Raw genomic sequence first — 16,789 nt, 5'->3', positions numbered from 1 at the left:
GTTGTATGAGCGATAACCTGTTGAATAAACTGACCCAACTGAAGCTTCCGGCGATGGCCGGTAGTCTGATACGCCAGCGAGAAACGCCCCAGACCTACGACGAGCTGTCGTTCGAGGAACGGCTGACCCTGCTGGCCGATGATGAGTTGCTGAACAGAGAAAACGGTCGTGTTGCGCGGCTGAGAAAAAGCGCCAACCTGAAGTACCAGGCAGCCCCGGAGGGGCTGCATTACCCGGTCTCACGGGGGTTGCGGGCCGAACAGATGCGGGAGCTGCTGAACGGCCACTACATCACCCACAAGAAAAGCCTGTTGATCACCGGTCCGACGGGGTGCGGAAAAAGCTGGATAGCCAATGCGCTGGGTGAGCAGGCATGCCGACAGAAACACAGCGTGCAGTACTGGCGTACGGGGCGGCTGCTGGAGATGCTGGCGCAGGGTCGTGTTGACGGCAGCTGGCTGAAGCATCTTAAACAGTTGCAGAAAACGCAGGTGCTGATACTGGACGATCTGGGTCTGGAGCCGCTGACCAACGCGCAATGTAACGACCTGCTGGAGATAATCGAAGACCGCTACGGACAAAGCAGCACCATCGTGGTAAGCCAGTTCCCGGTAGACAAGTGGCACGGTCTGATGGAGAACCCGACAACGGCCGATGCGATCCTGGACAGGCTGGTGCATAACGCGCACAGGCTGATACTCCAGGGTGAGTCAATGAGGAAAAATAAACCGGCAGTGGAAAGCGACGAAAAAACAGGTTAAAAAGCAGCAGGAAAAGTTAAGTTCCCGGTTGATCGAATAGATGCGAATCGCTGATCGAACTTCGATGCCAATCCGTGATCGAATAGAGCGGAATACGCAGTTAGGGGCGGTAGTCTGGTTGTGCAGGGAAATGGACATGTTTTTTCTCCGTCAGTGGTGTGATTTTCGTCTTCGTATCGCCTGACGGTTCGCTTTCCCGGCGTCGTTCTGTCCTGCAAGGGCGCAGCATGCGTGCACTTCACCCTTGCGGGGCGGGTTGCAACGGGAAACGAATAACCGGAAGCGAATACGGGGAACGAAAAGCACACGGGAGAAAAAATCGGCCCCTGCATTACCGGGCGTAGCGGCCCTTACTCTGTAGCGGTGAAATGGGGTTGGGTGGGGCTGGTCGGCGGTGCTGGCGGGGGAGACTGAGCTTATGAAACAGACCGGTTATCGCTGAACAGAATATGTTCAGACGAAGAGGTCAACGCCGTCGCGCTTATCCGGAGAAGTCTCTCTCGCTACAGGCACGTATTTTGTAGATGGCGGATTAACGAAACGCTGAATGAACAGTGCAGCACTTTATAAATCTTGAAATGCATGACTGATTACCGCGATGACGGCCTGAATGCGCTCCGCTGACCAGACATCCGGACTGGCGACCAGCCAGACATCGGCTGGTTCGCTGCGTGCAGGCATAACATTGACCAGTTCAGGACAGCATCGCTGCACTATTTCTCCGGCCATCATCCCCACGCCCAGCCCCTGGCGCAGCGCTTCAATAAACAACCACTGGGACGTTGCCTCCAGTACAATCTGTCCGTTTGTCAGCGGCTCCCCGCACAGCCGCTGCCAGTACTGCGGAACGGACGTCTCGGGAAACATCACCAGGTCATGGCCGGAAAACGCACTCCCGGGTACAGGCAGACCGCGTCGGGCAACATATTCCTGAGAGGCGTATAAACCCGTATGGAAGGTTCCCAGACGGCGGATGATTAAACTGCCGTCTGACGGACGGGCGCTGCGTACTGCCAGGTCGGCGGCCCCCCGCCGGATATCCACAATATCAGGAGAGGTGGAAAGTGTTACCTGAATGTCGGGGTGCCGTTGCCTGAGGGCTGACAGTGCGGGCAGAAGAAAACATCTGCCAAGCGAATCGGTGGAAGCAATATGGACTTTTCCTGCCAGGGATGTGTTCATTCCAGCGCTCTTACGTTCAATTGTTGCCGCCGTGGCTTCCATCTGTTCCAGGTCCGGCAACAGCCGTTCTCCGTATTCCGTCAGATGATAGCCTTCCGGATACCGGTTGAATAACGTGGTGTTGAGTTCTTCTTCCATATGGCGCAGGCGGCGGGCCACCGTGGCCTGGTCCACATTCAGGCTGACAGCAGCAGCCCGTAAACTTCCCGTCCGGGCGACCGCCAGCAGGTAACGGATATTATCCCAGTTCATAATGCCCCCGGCATTTTTGCAGCGGGGGTGCCTGTTTCCGCTGCGTTTTCAGGTATCCCTTTCTTTTTTACACTTCATACCCGGGTTCGCCAACAGGAAAAAAGAATGAAAGGTCCGGTCACCGTCCCGCATGAACGACATCAGTTCGTTGTCCTGGTCACGCTCTGTGTCGGGATGTTTATGGCCATTCTGGATGTGAATGTGATGAATATCGCCACCATCAGCATCCGCTCTGAATTCCATGCCCCGGTATCCGCCATCACCTGGGCGGTGGATGCGTATAACCTGTCGCTTTGTGGCCTGATGTTGTCGGGAGGCACGCTGGCTGACCGCTATGGCTCCCGCCGCATCTGGTTATCCGGGCTTGTCCTGTTTACCTGCGCTTCACTCGGGTGCGGTATGAGTGTGGCGATGTGGCAGTTAATTCTCTTCCGCCTTCTCCAGGGGGCCGGCGCGGCGCTGTTTATTCCGGCCTCGTTCTCTCTTTTAGCAGCGGGCTGGCCCGACAGGCACGCGCGACAACAGGCTATCGGCATGTTTGGCGGTCTGGTGTCCGTTGCGGCGGCGGCAGGCCCGGTACTTGGCGGTGTTCTGGTGGGGGATTTTGGCTGGCGCAGTATCTTTCTTATCAATCTGCCCGTTGGCCTGTACGGTATCTGTTCCGGTTACCGGCTGTTGCCCGCTGCCCTGCCATCGCGTTTACGGGCACTGGATTTCACCGGCCAGATGCTGGCGATGGCCACGCTGGGTTGTCTGAGCTGGGTGCTGATACAGCTTCAGGAACAACAATGGGGCCAGAGTGCGCTGCCGTTAATGACGCTGGCATCACTGTTGTGCGCGGGAGGTTTTGTCATGGTGGAGCGCAGGAGTGCGTCGCCCATGCTGCCGTTAGTGTTTTTTCGCAGTCCGGCATTTAATCTCGCCAATCTCAGCGGCTTTTTTATCAACGTCTGTTATTTCGGCAGCCTGTATGCGCTCAGCCTTATTCTGCAACAGTACTGGCATTACACGCCTTTTCAGTCCGGTATGGCGCTGCTGCCGCTGGCATTTTTTCTCTTTGTCGGCAATCTGTCCGCAGGGCGACTGATGCGGCGCTGGGGAATAAAAAAACAGATGGTCACAGGGCTTCTCGCAGGCAGTGTGGGTTACGCAGGAATGATATCGTTACACGGGCAGATAACCCTGCTGGCCTTTCTCTCAATGGCCCTGCTCGCAGGCGGTGTGGCGTTTGCCGTACCGCCAATGACCGCAGCCGTGCTGGCAGGCAGAACGCAGGACACAGCGGGTACCGCCTCAGCAATCCACACCACTTTCCGGCAGACAGGCTCCCTGGTGGGCATTGCGCTGGCCGGGCTGATATTTTCATGCACACAACACCCCATCACCGTACTGATGGGGTTGTCAGCACTGGTCCACCTGTTGCTGGCGCTGATGAATGCCGTGATGCATCCAGAGGTTACTTAACTCGCACTTTACCGGTTTTGAAAACCAGTGTAGCGAGACGTTACAGGAAGTGTCCCTGTAGCAGTCAGATGCAGCCGATGCTCACTGTCAGTACATAATAAACCCGCAACTTTGGCAGAGAATAAAGTTTTGATATGCTCTTCCTGCAGTCAAGCCTTTGGGTTATCAGCGTGAATCCTCACTGGCGGGTGATGGGTATCTCTGGGTTGCCGTGCATTCCTGCAACGGTTCCACCAGTGTTCGGGGAGCTTTATGAGTACAGCAAAAGCCAGCAGCCTGGAACAGGCCAAACATCTTCTGGAATCAGGAAGCGTCCGGAAGGTTGAACTTGAGTTCGAACTCGACTCTGATGCATTTTTTGCTTTAACGACAAAGTATTGTTTGGATGGTGCCAGACTGACAAGAAAGGATAATCACTTTGTTATCACGAAACAAAAGACAAAGATCCCCCCGAATGATAATTGTTAAGGCAGTCCTAAACGCACCAGCAGTCAGGTGACTAATCTCTGCCCCGGACCAGTGCCGAAGCTTTGTTTCTGTGTATGAAAACCTCTCGTTGTGCCTGGCCGTTTCTGATGCTATGTATTGAGGGACAGTTGGTTCAACGGGCACAGGACACAAGCTAACCGGTATTTCGGTGGCACGGGTCTACTCAGGGCTGAATTCGTCTGATTACAGTCTGCTCCATCAGGCCCTGATATCAAATGCAGCCACCCTGACTCCCGTTACAGGCAAATGCAGAATTACGAGGACAGGTATAATGATTAATCAGCTTCGTCTTTATACAATAAACCCTGATTTACGTGATGAATTTCTGGCAAGATTTGAAAAACACGCAGCCAGAATCATGAGGGATAAGTATGGTTTTAATATACTGGCTATGTGGTTATCCGGTGAAAGTGCCAGACTCCGGTTTATATACCTGCTTTCATGGACAGACAAAACAGCCATGAACAACTCATGGGCAGAATTTATGGCAGATGAAGAATGGCGCACGATTAAAAAACAATTCCAGGAAACCACTCCTGAACCAGTATTATCTGTAGAGGATATTGTGCTGGAAGAGGCTGGGTTTTCATCTCCATTATAAATTTTAATCAAAAAAACTGTTCAGTCTGAAAATTTACTTTCAGACTGATTCAGAGAATGGAAAGCCCCATTCTTCCGATGAGAAACAGTAATAGTATCAGGAAAAAAACCCTGATAAACCCACTGCCATACCGCAAGGCTAAAAATACGCCCGTAATCGCCCCTGCAACATTACAAATACCGACTATACCTCCGGTTATCCACAACACATTCCCTGACGGTACAAAAAAAAGCAGTGCAGCTGTAAAAGTCCCAAGATTTATTAATTTGGCTGATGCAGAAGCATTCAGAAAATCAAAACCAAAACATTTAACAAAGGCAAACAATAAAAGACTTCCGCTGCCTGCTCCGAATATGCCATCATAGAATCCGATACAAGCGCCTAACACTATCCCCAACAGTATCTCTTTCAGACCAATCCTGATATCAGCATGTAGTCGTCCCAGATCTTTTTTTATGAACGTATAGACTGCCATAATAATAAGGACGACAAAAACCAGATATTCCATGAACTCTCTTGGTATAAGAGAGACAGTGTATGCGCCAGCGAATGAAAAAATAAATGCAGCGCCCATTACTGGAATAATGAGCTTCCATATAATCTTTACCCGGCGGAGATACCCTGAGACAGAAAATGCGTTCCCGAGCAGAACTGCCAGTTTGTTGGTGCCAAATATCGTTGCCAGACTGGATCCAGGTAGAGCATGAATAAGAGCAGGAATTTGAACAAGCCCTCCGCCACCAACAGCAGCATCGATCAGACCACCACAGAAAGCGAAGCCTCCCAGTGCAAAAAGAGAAATATCAATATTCATAACTTATTACAGTCCCCCACAAAAGCAATAAAGACATATTTTAAACTTATTTCTCTTGTAACACCTGAGGCATCATTACCTACCCCATTACAGGCAACGAACAATACGATAGCCAGTTCCGTATTTCAGTGAGTCAGAACGTTTTGTAATGCAGAAAAAGCGACGCCCACTCTCCTGTTATAATCAAGCATGACATGTTTAAGCCGTTCTGTATCGAATGACAGCCCCGCAATACGGCCAAAGGCCTGTAACGCGGCCAGCGCATGCAAGCCATGCCTGTTTTCCACCTCCCCGGCATGGCCCATGACGTAACCTTTGGCGTTACGCAGCGTTTTAGTGTCCTCATTTAACGACGCATTGAAGGACAATAATTTCCCCTCTATAAACTGGGCAAGAAAATTGTATTCTCGTCCATTCCAGAGTTCAGAAGCGACAGAGACCATCATGGCATCCATGACAGACTGCAGATGTTCAGGAGAACGCATTGCAGACTTATATTTTGCAATGCCAGTATTGTAGAGGAAATCAGAGAATTCATTACACTCATTGATTTTATATTGATCATCAACCCAGGCTGCAGCCCTGAAAGCATTTGTCATATATTTATACATACCGTCATGCCCCTTCTGACCAAGTCCAAAGTCATCTTTTGTTACTTCATGCATATGAGCCAGAACGTTATGATAGATAGCAAGATCTTCCTGTGAAATATAAAGTGCATCAGCGGACAGGCGCATGATTATTTTTCCGGATACCAGGCTTGTCGTTTTGTGCGTTTCATTCCAGCCGTTAAAGAAGCTGAGGACACTGGGATCAACTTTATCCTTTTTCAGAAAGGCAAGAAAAGTCCCCTCCGCATAAGCCTGTGCCTCCTGGGTTATCTCATGACAAAGAACTTCGTACATCATTAGACTGGCCCCCTGAATCTCCAGACAACTGATATCACTTAAATAAGTGATAGTCTTAATACTAGTTTTTAGACTAGTCGTTGGAGTCAGAATGATTGACGTTTTAGGTCCGGAGAAGCGCAGACGGCGTACCGCCCAGGAAAAAATCGCCATTGTTCAGCAGAGTCTTGAACCCGGTATGACCGTCTCGGTTGTCGCCCGCCATCATGGGGTGGCAGCCAGTCAGCTATTTCTCTGGCGCAAGCAGTATCAGGAGGGCAGCCTGACTGCCGTAGCCACTGGTGAGCAGGTTGTCCCGGCATCCGAACTGGCCTCGGCAATGAAGCAGATCAAAGAGCTTCAGCGCCTGCTGGGCAAGAAAACAATGGAAGTTGAGCTACTAAAAGAAGCTGTCGATATTGGCCGCCAAAAAAAGTGGATAGCGCATGTACCCTTGTTGCCAGAGGATGGCGAATAAGCTTCGTCAGCCGCTGCCTTCGGGTCTCACGTGCGCAGCTTCATACCCGGTTAAAACGCCCGGAAAGCTGGCAGGATCGCCGACGAAAACGCCTGCCGGATGATACTGATGCTCTGTTGCGGATACATGCCGTCATCGGTGAGCTACCCACGTACGGCTATCGGCGGGTATGGGCTCTGCTGCGTCGTCAGTCAGAAGCCGAAGACCTTGCAGCCGTGAATGCCAAACGTGTTTACCGCATCATGCGCCAGCACGCATTGCTGCTAGAACGAAAGCCGTCCTTACCCCCTTCAAAACGGGCGCATACAGGGAAAGTGGCCGTTGGGGAAAGTAATCAGCGATGGTGTTCTGACGGGTTCGAGTTCCGCTGTGATAACGGTGAAAAACTGCGTGTGACGTTCGCACTGGACTGTTGTGATCGCGAAGCGCTTCACTGGGCGGCCAGCACCGGTGGGTTCGACAGTGAAACCGTACAGGACGTCATGCTGGGTGCGGTGGAACGTCGGTTCGGCAGTGGTCTTCCGGGTTCGCCGGTGGAGTGGCTGACGGATAACGGTTCGTGCTACCGGGCGCATGACACACGGAAGTTCGCCCGAATGGTAGGACTTGAACCGAGAAACACGGCAGTGCGTAGCCCTGAAAGCAATGGAATGGCAGAGAGCTTCGTGAAAACGATGAAGCGCGACTATATCAGTATCATGCCGAAACCTGACGGGTTGACGGCAGTGAAGAACCTTGCGGAAGCGTTCGAACACTATAACGAATGGCATCCGCACAGTGCGCTGGGATACCGCTCGCCGCGTGAATACCTGCGACGTCGGACCAGTAATGGGTTAAGTGATAAAAGGTGTCTGGAAATATAGGGGCCAATCCAATCATATTCTGAATGTCTTTGACATAATCAATATGCGCGGGCACGGGTGACCTGCGAACATCTCCGGCTATCCAGCGACCAGGAATTTTTAACATTGCGATATGCTCAGGCAAACCATCGATGAATATCTCACCCAGTTCCTGCACAGAATAAGATTTTTTCGATATGTCATCACAGCATTGCAAAGATAAGGAAGTCATATATTCACCTCTGTTATTCACGGACTGAAAGTATTTAAAGACTCCTGATCCATTCATTGGTAAATGGATGAAACATTAACTATTTTCGGTTTTCATTGCGGCGTTTAAAAAATAATGTCTGACGCCACCTGCTCCAGGCATTGTAGGATGATTGATTAACACACTACAACTGACTTATAGTGAGTTAATTATTCACTTTTAGTGAGGTGTGAAGAGATGGATTTATCTCAGCTGAAAATGTTTAAAACCGTCGCCGAGCAGGGTAGCATTGCCAGAGCATCGGAAAGACTGCACTGCGTTCCCTCAAATATCACAAACAGAATCAAGCTCCTGGAAACAGAACTGGGTGTTTCTCTTTTCATCCGCAAGGGGCGTGGCCTGGTCATCACACCTTCGGGAGAAATACTGCTTGAGTACGCCAGCAAAATACTGACTTACTGCCAGGAAGCCCGCCGGGCACTTGAGCCCTCATCAGAACCTGGCGGGATCCTGCGGATCGGAGCGATTGAATCTGCCGCAACAGGACGACTACCGATGGTTCTCTCAAAATTCCACCAGAACTATCCTGCAGTCCAGGTGCAGTTCAGTACAGGGACATGGCAACAGTTAGTCAGTGATGTCGCCGGGCATAAACTTGATTGCGCTGTTATCGCGACAAAAGATGACCATCCGGATATCACTTATGTGAATGCTCACCAGGAATCACTGGTATTGATTGCCTCTCCTTTTACGGGAAAGATCTCTGTCCCTCAGGACCTGAAAGGTAAACGGATTTATATGTGGCCACACGGGTGTCCTTACCGACAGGCCCTTGAGCGTTGGGTCAATCAGCATCAGGTCACGGTAGATATCACCAGCATTGCAAGTTACGGAACGATTCTTGGATGTGTCAGCTCCGGAGCAGGTGTCTCGCTGGTACCTGCCGGCTTTTTTGAGCAGTTCAAAAGAACAGGTAATATCAGGGGGTATACATTTAGCGAGTTATTTCCCGTACAAAATTACTTTATAAAAAATAGCAGAATAGACCTTCATCACGCACGTAATGCGTTTGAAACGTTATTGCGTGCTGAATTAAACGATGTGTGACATTCTTACTGTCATTATTATTATGCCAGTTCAGGTATCAGACCTGCTGTTTCCATCAAGCAATGAGTCATCCGACGCATGCAGCTGGCAACAACACTTGTTGGTGATGCCTCTAATTAGTTGAATTGATGTATAATACCCGCTTTTGAGGTTTTCTCATGGCCAGCGTTAACGTTCATTGTCCCCGTTGTCAGTCTGCTCAGGTTTATCGCCATGGTCAGAACCCTAAAGGCCGTGACAGATTTCGCTGTCGTGACTGCCACCGCGTGTTTTTACTCACCTATACCTATGAAGCCCGTAAGCCGGGTGTCAAAGAGAAAATTACCGAAATGGCCTTCAACGGTGCCGGTGTCCGGGATACGGCAAGAACGCTAAAAATCGGCATTAACACCGTCATCCGCACTTTAAAAAACTCGCGCCGAAGCGAATAACATCCTCTCCGGTTGCCCATGCAGATGTGGCTCTTATCTGTGAACTCGATGAGCAATGGGGCTTTGTCGGCAGTAAAGCCCGGCAGCACTGGCTCTGGTATGCCTACAACACCAAAACAGGGGGCGTTCTGGCTTATACGTTCGGCCCCCGTAATGATGAGACATGTCAGGCGCTGCTGGCGTTATTGACCCCCTTCAGCATTGGCATGATAACGAGCGACGATTGGGGAAGCTACGCCAGAGAGGTGCCGAAGGAGATACATCTGACTGGTAAAATTTTCACACAGCGCATTGAGCGAAACAATCTGACGCTGCGAACCCGTATCAAGCGGCTGGCACGCAAAACAATATGTTTTTCACGTTCCATCGAATTGCACGAAAAAGTCATCGGCGCATTCATCGAGAAATACATGTTCTACTAATTGGATGCATTACCAAATATACTTACGTATTTGCAAAACAGCTTTACCTCAATAGATTTACACATGGGGCACAGAACCTGCCGATAATGCATTCTCATTATCAGTTTTCCCAGGGAGGGAACCTCCATCGGATTGCGAGGAATTCGACGAAGGCTGAAACGCGGCGTGGGACCGGTGAACGCTGGACGCGTACTGCCTGTATCGGCACCGCAGGCTCTGCCCAGTCAGAAAGGACTCTCACCAGATCACCATTGCGAAGTTCCTCCGCCACATCCCAGGTCTCACGCAATGCAATACCCAGTCCTGCCCGGCTCCATGTACGAAGAGCCTCGCCATTATCACTTCGCATAGCACCAGAAAGCACCACATGTTCTGCAACGCCGTCCTGATTATTTTGGATAAGTGACCATCGGTGCGGGCGCAACCCGGGATAGGCAAACAGCAGACACTGATAACGAACCAGTTCGCGTGGATGAGTCGGGGCCCCCATCTGACGAATATAGCCGGGCGAAGCCACCAGAATACGGCGGTTCTCTGTCAACCGCTGGCTGATAAGACGTGAATCTGCCAGCTGGCCTGCCCTCACAGCCAAATCCAGATCACTGTTATATAAATCAGTAATGTGATCGCTCAGGCGTAAATCGAACCCGAGCTGTGGATGTTGTTCGCGAAAAGCAGCGATCTCTGATGCCAGATATCGTGCACCCAGCGTCACCGGTGCCGTAATACGCAGTGTACCTGACAGCGTCTGAATGCCCCGGCTGGCGACATCAGCAGCTTCATCCAGGAGATTCAGCGCGGGTCGGGCCCGTTCGGCGACAGCCCGCCCCTCATCAGTAATACGCAGTTGCCGGGTGCTACGCTCGAAGAGTCTGGCTCCCACGGCTTTCTCCAGACGTGCGATCTGCTTACTCACAGTGGCGGGAGCCAAATCGAGCGTCCGTGCAGCCGCTGAAAATCCACCGCAATCGACCACTTTCACAAACACGGCCAGATCATCCAGGTTACGTATTGCCATTTATTCCATTCCGTCACAGGTATTAACCCAATCTAATCCTTTTTGTCTTCTTTTAGTAGTCACAGAATAAAAGCCAAATCATTGGATCAGGCACTGGCAACAACGCCTGATAACACTCTGGAGTGATCTATGCCTGTAGTGATATATATCTTTGCTCTGTGCGCCTTTGCTATCGGGTTTACTGAGTTCATCAGCATTGGACTGTCAGTTGCTCTGTCCGAAAGTTTTCATGTCAGTACGGCGCAAACCGGACTTGTCGTCACACTCTACGCAACCGGAGTAGTAGCAGGAGCACCAGTACTGACAGCACTGGCATCGGGATGGTCACGCAAGCGGCTGCTTCTGACCGCCATGGTGGTATTCACCGCTGGAAACGTACTGGCGATTCTGTCTACGCATCTACCGCTTTTACTGGCCGCTCGTCTGTTGTCGGGACTTGCACATGGCGTATTCTTTGCTGTGGCATCAAGTGTTGCGACGCGATTAGTGGCACCGGAAAGATCCGGTGTTGCACTCTCTATGGTATTCGGTGGAGTAACGATAGCAATGGCTATGGGCGTACCTGCTGGTACCTGGCTGGGCAGTGTACTTGCCTGGCAATGGGTCTTCGGACTGATCGCTCTTTGTGGGATTCTCGGAACGATCGGTATGATCAGATTTATGCCAGCAGGTGCGGGAGACATCACAAGTGATACTCCCGCCAGGTACCAGTTAGCCTCACTACTCAATCGACATCTGCTGGCAGCGGCCAGCCTGCCACTACTGTCTTATACTGGCTCCTTCGCTCTCTATTCCTTCATTACACCAATACTGATACAGGTGACTCATACCAGCATTCGCGGAGCGAGTATTGTCCTGGTTGCATATGGTATTGGCGCAGCCGCAGGAAACATTGCAGGTGGGCGGATGACTGACCGTATTGGAATAGACAGAGCCTCACTCTGGATGCTGACAGGTATCGCGCTGGTATTGACACTGATAGCTATTGCACAAGACAATTTCCGGTTCATGATCCCGCTGGTTATGCTCCTGGGACTTACCACATACGGATCCATCCCGCCCCTTCAATCACGTATACTCGGGATGGCACGTCGCCACAGGCCGGATGCACTTGATGCCGCTTCCGGTCTGAACATAGCAGCCTTCAATGCCGGAGTGGTGTTCGGCTCAATGCTGGGAGCAGTAAGTCTCAAACTCTGGGGTTTGACTTGTCTGGCCGGGGTGGGTCTGATAGTCGCCTTGCTGGCGATTATGACTCTGAGCTGGCAGCGTCGTCAGCCGTTGTTAAGATTAGATGCGACAGAAGTGTCCAAAGAGTGATTTAAACACTGCCGTGGTCTGCAATGCAGTTGATAACCAGGAGCGGATGTTTTAGAGGTGAAATTTCAACCGTGGTGTAGTAGTCCAGTGATCACTTTGCCAAGCCATAGTTATGTCGCCGCACACACCATGCCCCTCGAATTAGTTTGATACAACCAATGCAGATTGGTGGTCACTCTGGTGGTCTTGACAGAGTAGGAATTCAGGTTTAGCTTACTTATTAGCCACTTGTTGGCAAAGGCGATCCCAGTCAGAGGAGCCAGATTCCTGTTTTCATGCTTCTGTATGAGTCCTTATCTGTTGGTGATTCAATAAGTTAGCGTGAAAATTGTTCCCGGTGCGTATTCAGTTATCCCTCTGCATCGGAAGAATTTGGTGGTCAGATTTGGGGTCAGTTTGGTTCGATATTGGAGTGACCTCCAAATATCTCTTAATGATTCTAAAATCCGCAACTTAAAACCCGCTTCCCGTCCCGTAAAATTGTCTGATTCACACGGTCTGTATCTGCTCGTCAATCCCGGTGGTTCACGTATCTGGTATCTCAAGTATCGCTTCAGTGGCAAAGAATCCCGGGTTAGTCTGGGCGCATATCCGCAAGCTTCTGGCGCAAAATATCAATCCGGCGCGGCAGCGCATGGCAGAGAAAGCAGCTTCCTCACCTGAAAAGTGTTTCAAAGCGCTGGCGCTGGCGTGGCATAAAGCCAACAAAAAATGGTCGGCTGATTATGCCGCACGGATCCTCGCCAGCATGGAAAATCACATCTTTCCGGCGATTGGTCATCTGCCCGTTACCACGCTGAAAACACAGCATTTCACGGCGTTACTTAAAGTTATCGAGGATAAAGGCTTTCTCGAAGTCGCGTCCCGTACCCGGCAGCAGCTCTGCAACATCATGCGTTACGCCGTACAGCAGGGACTCACTGAAAACAATCCGGCGCAGCATCTGGAAGGTGTCACTGCTCCTCCGGTTAAAAATCACTATCCCGCCCTTCCGCTGGAACGGTTGCCTGAACTGCTGGCGCGGATCGGCGATTATCAACAGGGCCGGGAGTTAACAAGGCTGGCGGTGATGCTGACTTTGCATCTGTTTATCCGTTCCAGCGAACTGCGCTTCGCACGCTGGAACGAGATCGATTTCAGACACAAAATCTGGATCATTCCCGCCACCCGCGAAACCATCACTAAAGTGCGTTTTTCAGGTCGTGGAGCAAAAATGCGCACCCCGCATATTGTGCCGCTCTCCCGGCAGGCTGTCGCCATTCTGAAACAGATACAGGAAATCTCCAGTCATCCTGAACTGGTATTCCCCGGCGACCATAACCCGTATAAACCGATGAGTGAAAACACCACCAACCGGGCGCTGCGATTAATGGGTTATGACACCAAAACCGATGTGTGCGGGCATGGATTCCGGACAATGGCCTGCAGCGCGCTGGTGGAGTCTGAACTCTGGTCACGGGATGCCGTGGAGCGGCAAATGAGCCATCAGGAACGCAACAGCGTGCGGGCGGCATACATCCACCGCGCTGAGCATCTTGACGCCCGCAAAGCGATGATGCAGTGGTGGTCGGATTATCTGGACGTAAGCCGCGAAGGGTATGTTGCGCCCTATATTTATGCGCAACAGCATAAGACGGCCTGAGTCAGCGGCAATATAATTCGCTTAAGATGAAAAAGCAGGTCCTGATGGAGTCGGATCTGCTTTTTTACATTAAAGGTGTTGCCTTCGTTTTTTGGTTACTTAGCGCGGCGGGGTTGACGATAACGCATCCTACATCGTTTCTGACGGTGAATTATACGGTCCGTATAACGCCCGCTTGTTCGAATAAAATCAGCACGAGAAATATTTTCATATTAACTAGCAAAACCCTGAATAACTATTAAAAATCAATGAGTAAATCCACTATCAATCTTACAATCCTTACCAACATCTCTTGCAAGGAGGTTGACAAAGATACAGGGTTTAGCATGATCATACTAAACCCTGTATCAATAAGCTTTTCGTTGAGTTTTTAATAAAGTAAAACTCATGAAAGCAGGCGGAAAAATATTTATACATACACTTCAACCTCAAAATAATTAACAATAACCATGAAAAAATTCAAATTAAAACCTTACTTATCAATATGCCTTGCCATTATCTTCTGCAGCATGCTAATAATGTTATTTTCGTTCTTTCTTTCAGGATTGACAGAGTATTTGCTATTTAATTATTTATTTGGATTCAGCTTTATTGGTGTTGTTTTATGGTTGGAGATCATAAACATGACCTGTATGTTATTTACAGGTTGTCTCATTTACCTTTTGTTTAGACACAATACATAATCTTTTAAAAAATAATATGAGACATATGATTTTTAAAAAACAGATAATTGTATTTTAGATTCTCTTATTTTTAAACCAACCAGTCATCATTCGGGAACAAGTGAAAACGTCTATTAAACTTTCATAAAAAACCAGCATCTCTTTATCATTGATTTTTCGTGAATTTCTTTTCATAGTAGTATCAATGATAAAAAACTCAACAATTTCCGCCATTTTACTAGCCTCTTTCAAATTTATTGAGTTATTGTGATTTATTATATTGGTGAGATGACTTTCCAAGAGCTGATAGGTTTCATGGTCAAAAACTCGCGCCAAATCTTTATAGTACATTTTTTCAACACAAAAAACAGTTTTCACGTCATAGGTAAAATGGAGTGAATCATTTGAACCAATGAAATTAGCTTTCACTATATAATCCAGTGGATTATCCAAAGCGTATATATCTGGAAGCAACATAATTTGCCGGGAGAAATTAAGCTTGAGTGATGCATGAACCATGTCCATTTTACCATTAAAATAACGATATATATTTCCCGGGCTCATATTTGAACGATTACTAATGTCAGATATGGAAGTTCCACTGATTCCTTTTTCCCTAATGCAAGCAGTAGCCACCTCAGTTAAAAAAAACCTTTTCAATTCAGATGAAGAGTTAACATTATTTTCTGATTTCATTATGGTGCCTAAAACTGAATGTTTAGTGAGAAATTAAATGACGGAAAAATTCCGTCATTCCCTTCTTTGGGAGCTATGCTTTCCAGCCACCGCCGAGAACTTTATAAAGTGTAACCTGCTGTGTTATTTCACTTAAACGAGTCGAAATTTCAGTTTTCCTTGCCTGAAATAAAGTACGTTCAGCGACAAGAACATTGAGATACCCATCCACACCTTCCTGATATCGGCTATTCGCAAGAATGTAGTAACGTTGATTTGCCGCGGTGTCTTGTACCCGAGCAGCCAGTTCATGTTTATAGGTCGCTTGACCCGCCAGAGCATCCGAAACCTCCTTAAATGCCTGCTGTATAGCTTTTTCATAATTTGCTATTTCAATTCTTTTGGAAATTTCCGCAACGTCAAGATTGGCTTTGTTTTTTCCCCCATCAAATATTGGTACGCTTATGCTGGGAACGAATGACCAGGCAGCCGTGCCCCCTTCAAGCAAATGTCCAAGACTATCTGAAGCCGATCCTCCGGAAGCAGTAAGGCTGATGGTAGGAAAGAAAGCGGCTCTGGCCGCGCCAATATTCGCATTAGCTGCCTTAAGGGTATGTTCGGCAGCAATAATATCCGGCCTGTTTGTCAGGACTTCTGATGATATTCCATCAGGCAACGCCGGGAAATTCCATGCTTTAAGTAAAGTCGCATTTTCTACAATATTGGCCGGTATGTTCGTACCCAGTAATAGCTGTAAAGCATTTGTATCCTGTTTAACCTGACGGGTGTATTGGTAAACTTCAGCCTCAGCGCTTCTTAATGACGTTTCCGCCTGAACAACATCCTGTTCGTTTGCGATGTCCATCGCATACCGTTGTTTAGTCAGATCATACGTTTTACGCTGACTTTTAGCAGTATCTGTCGCCACATTAAGTAAATCCTTATCTGCGCAAAGGGTCAAATAGCCCGATACGACCTCTGATACAAGACTAATTTGTGTGGCGTGAGCAGTAGCCTCAGTCGAAAGATAATTTTCAAGCGCCTGTGCTTTCAAACTTCTAAGCCTGCCAAAGAAGTCAATTTCCCAGGATGTTACACCAAGATTCGCTTCATATTGCTGGTATGACACAGGCCCGGAAGTCTGGGTAGAATAGAGATTGCCAGGCAGATGAGCCGAAGTCTGGCTACCATTAGCCTCGATGGTTGGTAATAAAGCAGCTCTTTCAATCCTGTACTGTGCTCTGGCTGACTCTATATTTAAAGCAGCAACTCTGAGATCTCTATTATTTCTAAGGGATAATCCTATCAGGAGTTTTAACGTGTCATCATCGAAAAACTTTTGCCATGCAAGATCTGAAGTTTTATTCCTGTACGCATTACTCTCCCATTTCCCGGGAACAGGTACCGATGGCCGTTCATACTTAGGCTGTAAGTTGCAGGCCGTCAGAGTTAAGAGTACCGGTATAACAATAAATAGATGTTTCTTCATAACCTATCCTTCTGAGGATAATCATATTGCAATGTCTGAATT

14 protein-coding genes and 1 pseudogene are annotated in these 16,789 nt (G+C 49.0%); 9 read left to right on the top strand and 6 right to left on the bottom strand.

The window, feature by feature from the left end:
• Positions 1-5 precede the first annotated feature (5 nt).
• Positions 6-761 (top strand): IS21-like element helper ATPase IstB, encoded by a 756-nt coding sequence (gene istB, locus AC1M2H_RS10680; protein WP_480149780.1) that lies wholly within the window; start codon positions 6-8, stop codon positions 759-761.
• Positions 762-1,325: 564 nt separating this feature from the next.
• On the opposite strand, the gene AC1M2H_RS10675 is transcribed toward istB, so the two are convergent.
• Positions 1,326-2,195 carry a LysR family transcriptional regulator gene (locus tag AC1M2H_RS10675; RefSeq protein ID WP_480151333.1) on the bottom strand — a complete coding sequence of 290 codons (870 nt, stop codon included), beginning with the start codon at positions 2,193-2,195 and terminating at the stop codon, positions 1,326-1,328.
• A 105-nt stretch (positions 2,196-2,300) separates the two neighbouring features.
• Between AC1M2H_RS10675 and AC1M2H_RS10670 the strand changes: the two genes are divergently transcribed.
• The 3 genes from AC1M2H_RS10670 (at position 2,301) to AC1M2H_RS10660 (ending at position 4,749) form a co-directional block, all read left to right on the top strand.
• Positions 2,301-3,659, top strand: a complete 1,359-nt coding sequence (locus AC1M2H_RS10670; RefSeq protein WP_480151332.1) for an MFS transporter — start codon at positions 2,301-2,303, stop codon at positions 3,657-3,659.
• A 252-nt stretch (positions 3,660-3,911) separates the two neighbouring features.
• Positions 3,912-4,127 (top strand): hypothetical protein, encoded by a 216-nt coding sequence (locus tag AC1M2H_RS10665; RefSeq protein ID WP_071822035.1) that lies wholly within the window; start codon positions 3,912-3,914, stop codon positions 4,125-4,127.
• 292 nt (positions 4,128-4,419) lie between these two features.
• Positions 4,420-4,749, top strand: a complete 330-nt coding sequence (locus AC1M2H_RS10660; RefSeq protein WP_480151331.1) for an NIPSNAP family protein — start codon at positions 4,420-4,422, stop codon at positions 4,747-4,749.
• A 49-nt stretch (positions 4,750-4,798) separates the two neighbouring features.
• Here AC1M2H_RS10660 and AC1M2H_RS10655 read toward each other — a convergent pair whose 3' ends face one another.
• Positions 4,799-5,563, bottom strand: coding sequence for a sulfite exporter TauE/SafE family protein (locus AC1M2H_RS10655; protein ID WP_480151330.1), 765 nt, complete (start codon positions 5,561-5,563; stop codon positions 4,799-4,801).
• A 125-nt stretch (positions 5,564-5,688) separates the two neighbouring features.
• The gene (locus AC1M2H_RS10650; protein WP_480151329.1) at positions 5,689-6,471 is read right to left on the bottom strand and encodes a hypothetical protein; all 783 of its coding nucleotides are present in this window, start codon (positions 6,469-6,471) and stop codon (positions 5,689-5,691) included.
• A 91-nt stretch (positions 6,472-6,562) separates the two neighbouring features.
• Between AC1M2H_RS10650 and AC1M2H_RS10645 the strand changes: the two genes are divergently transcribed.
• From AC1M2H_RS10645 to AC1M2H_RS10635, 3 genes are all read left to right on the top strand, one after another.
• Positions 6,563-7,791 (top strand): IS3 family transposase gene (locus AC1M2H_RS10645; protein WP_480151328.1). Its coding sequence is split into 2 segments (ribosomal slippage): positions 6,563-6,878 and positions 6,878-7,791, totalling 1,230 coding nucleotides; the frame shifts between segments, so codons are not numbered across the junction.
• A 427-nt stretch (positions 7,792-8,218) separates the two neighbouring features.
• Positions 8,219-9,088: a LysR family transcriptional regulator gene (locus AC1M2H_RS10640; RefSeq protein ID WP_480151327.1), complete on the top strand. Its 870-nt coding sequence runs from the start codon at positions 8,219-8,221 to the stop codon at positions 9,086-9,088.
• Positions 9,089-9,246: 158 nt separating this feature from the next.
• Positions 9,247-9,941, top strand: a protein-coding gene (locus AC1M2H_RS10635; protein ID WP_480147915.1) for an IS1 family transposase whose coding sequence is annotated in 2 segments (ribosomal slippage) — positions 9,247-9,493 and positions 9,493-9,941 — 696 coding nt in all. Because the reading frame shifts where the segments join, the coding sequence is not laid out codon by codon here.
• A 100-nt stretch (positions 9,942-10,041) separates the two neighbouring features.
• On the opposite strand, the gene AC1M2H_RS10630 is transcribed toward AC1M2H_RS10635, so the two are convergent.
• Positions 10,042-10,959, bottom strand: a complete 918-nt coding sequence (locus tag AC1M2H_RS10630) for a LysR family transcriptional regulator (RefSeq protein WP_480151326.1) — start codon at positions 10,957-10,959, stop codon at positions 10,042-10,044.
• A gap of 129 nt (positions 10,960-11,088) precedes the next feature.
• Between AC1M2H_RS10630 and AC1M2H_RS10625 the strand changes: the two genes are divergently transcribed.
• Together AC1M2H_RS10625 and AC1M2H_RS10620 are read left to right on the top strand one after the other, a co-directional pair.
• Entirely contained in the window at positions 11,089-12,279 is a 1,191-nt protein-coding gene (locus AC1M2H_RS10625; RefSeq protein ID WP_480151325.1) for an MFS transporter, read from the top strand.
• 423 nt (positions 12,280-12,702) lie between these two features.
• A pseudogene (locus tag AC1M2H_RS10620) lies at positions 12,703-13,921 on the top strand (tyrosine-type recombinase/integrase).
• A 737-nt stretch (positions 13,922-14,658) separates the two neighbouring features.
• Here AC1M2H_RS10620 and AC1M2H_RS10615 read toward each other — a convergent pair.
• On the bottom strand, positions 14,659-15,279 hold the full coding sequence (locus tag AC1M2H_RS10615) for a TetR/AcrR family transcriptional regulator (RefSeq protein ID WP_480151324.1): 621 nt from the start codon (positions 15,277-15,279) through the stop codon (positions 14,659-14,661).
• A 73-nt stretch (positions 15,280-15,352) separates the two neighbouring features.
• Positions 15,353-16,747, bottom strand: a complete 1,395-nt coding sequence (locus AC1M2H_RS10610) for an efflux transporter outer membrane subunit (RefSeq protein WP_480151323.1) — start codon at positions 16,745-16,747, stop codon at positions 15,353-15,355.
• Between the last annotated feature and the right edge of the window lie 42 nt (positions 16,748-16,789).

This window comes from Klebsiella sp. F11, from assembly GCF_056712265.1.
Note: the sequence above shows the minus strand (reverse complement) of the source record. Positions and strands in the feature narration are given on the sequence as shown.

What these genes read in the sequence shown, in the direction of transcription:
- istB (WP_480149780.1), top strand. Translation starts at nt 6, where the DNA reads ATGAGCGATAACCTGTTGAATAAACTGACCCAACTGAAGCTTCCGGCG.
- AC1M2H_RS10675 (WP_480151333.1), bottom strand. Translation starts at nt 2,195, where the DNA reads ATGAACTGGGATAATATCCGTTACCTGCTGGCGGTCGCCCGGACGGGA.
- AC1M2H_RS10670 (WP_480151332.1), top strand. Translation starts at nt 2,301, where the DNA reads ATGAAAGGTCCGGTCACCGTCCCGCATGAACGACATCAGTTCGTTGTC.
- AC1M2H_RS10665 (WP_071822035.1), top strand. Translation starts at nt 3,912, where the DNA reads ATGAGTACAGCAAAAGCCAGCAGCCTGGAACAGGCCAAACATCTTCTG.
- AC1M2H_RS10660 (WP_480151331.1), top strand. Translation starts at nt 4,420, where the DNA reads ATGATTAATCAGCTTCGTCTTTATACAATAAACCCTGATTTACGTGAT.
- AC1M2H_RS10655 (WP_480151330.1), bottom strand. Translation starts at nt 5,563, where the DNA reads ATGAATATTGATATTTCTCTTTTTGCACTGGGAGGCTTCGCTTTCTGT.
- AC1M2H_RS10650 (WP_480151329.1), bottom strand. Translation starts at nt 6,471, where the DNA reads ATGATGTACGAAGTTCTTTGTCATGAGATAACCCAGGAGGCACAGGCT.
- AC1M2H_RS10640 (WP_480151327.1), top strand. Translation starts at nt 8,219, where the DNA reads ATGGATTTATCTCAGCTGAAAATGTTTAAAACCGTCGCCGAGCAGGGT.
- AC1M2H_RS10630 (WP_480151326.1), bottom strand. Translation starts at nt 10,959, where the DNA reads ATGGCAATACGTAACCTGGATGATCTGGCCGTGTTTGTGAAAGTGGTC.
- AC1M2H_RS10625 (WP_480151325.1), top strand. Translation starts at nt 11,089, where the DNA reads ATGCCTGTAGTGATATATATCTTTGCTCTGTGCGCCTTTGCTATCGGG.
- AC1M2H_RS10615 (WP_480151324.1), bottom strand. Translation starts at nt 15,279, where the DNA reads ATGAAATCAGAAAATAATGTTAACTCTTCATCTGAATTGAAAAGGTTT.
- AC1M2H_RS10610 (WP_480151323.1), bottom strand. Translation starts at nt 16,747, where the DNA reads ATGAAGAAACATCTATTTATTGTTATACCGGTACTCTTAACTCTGACG.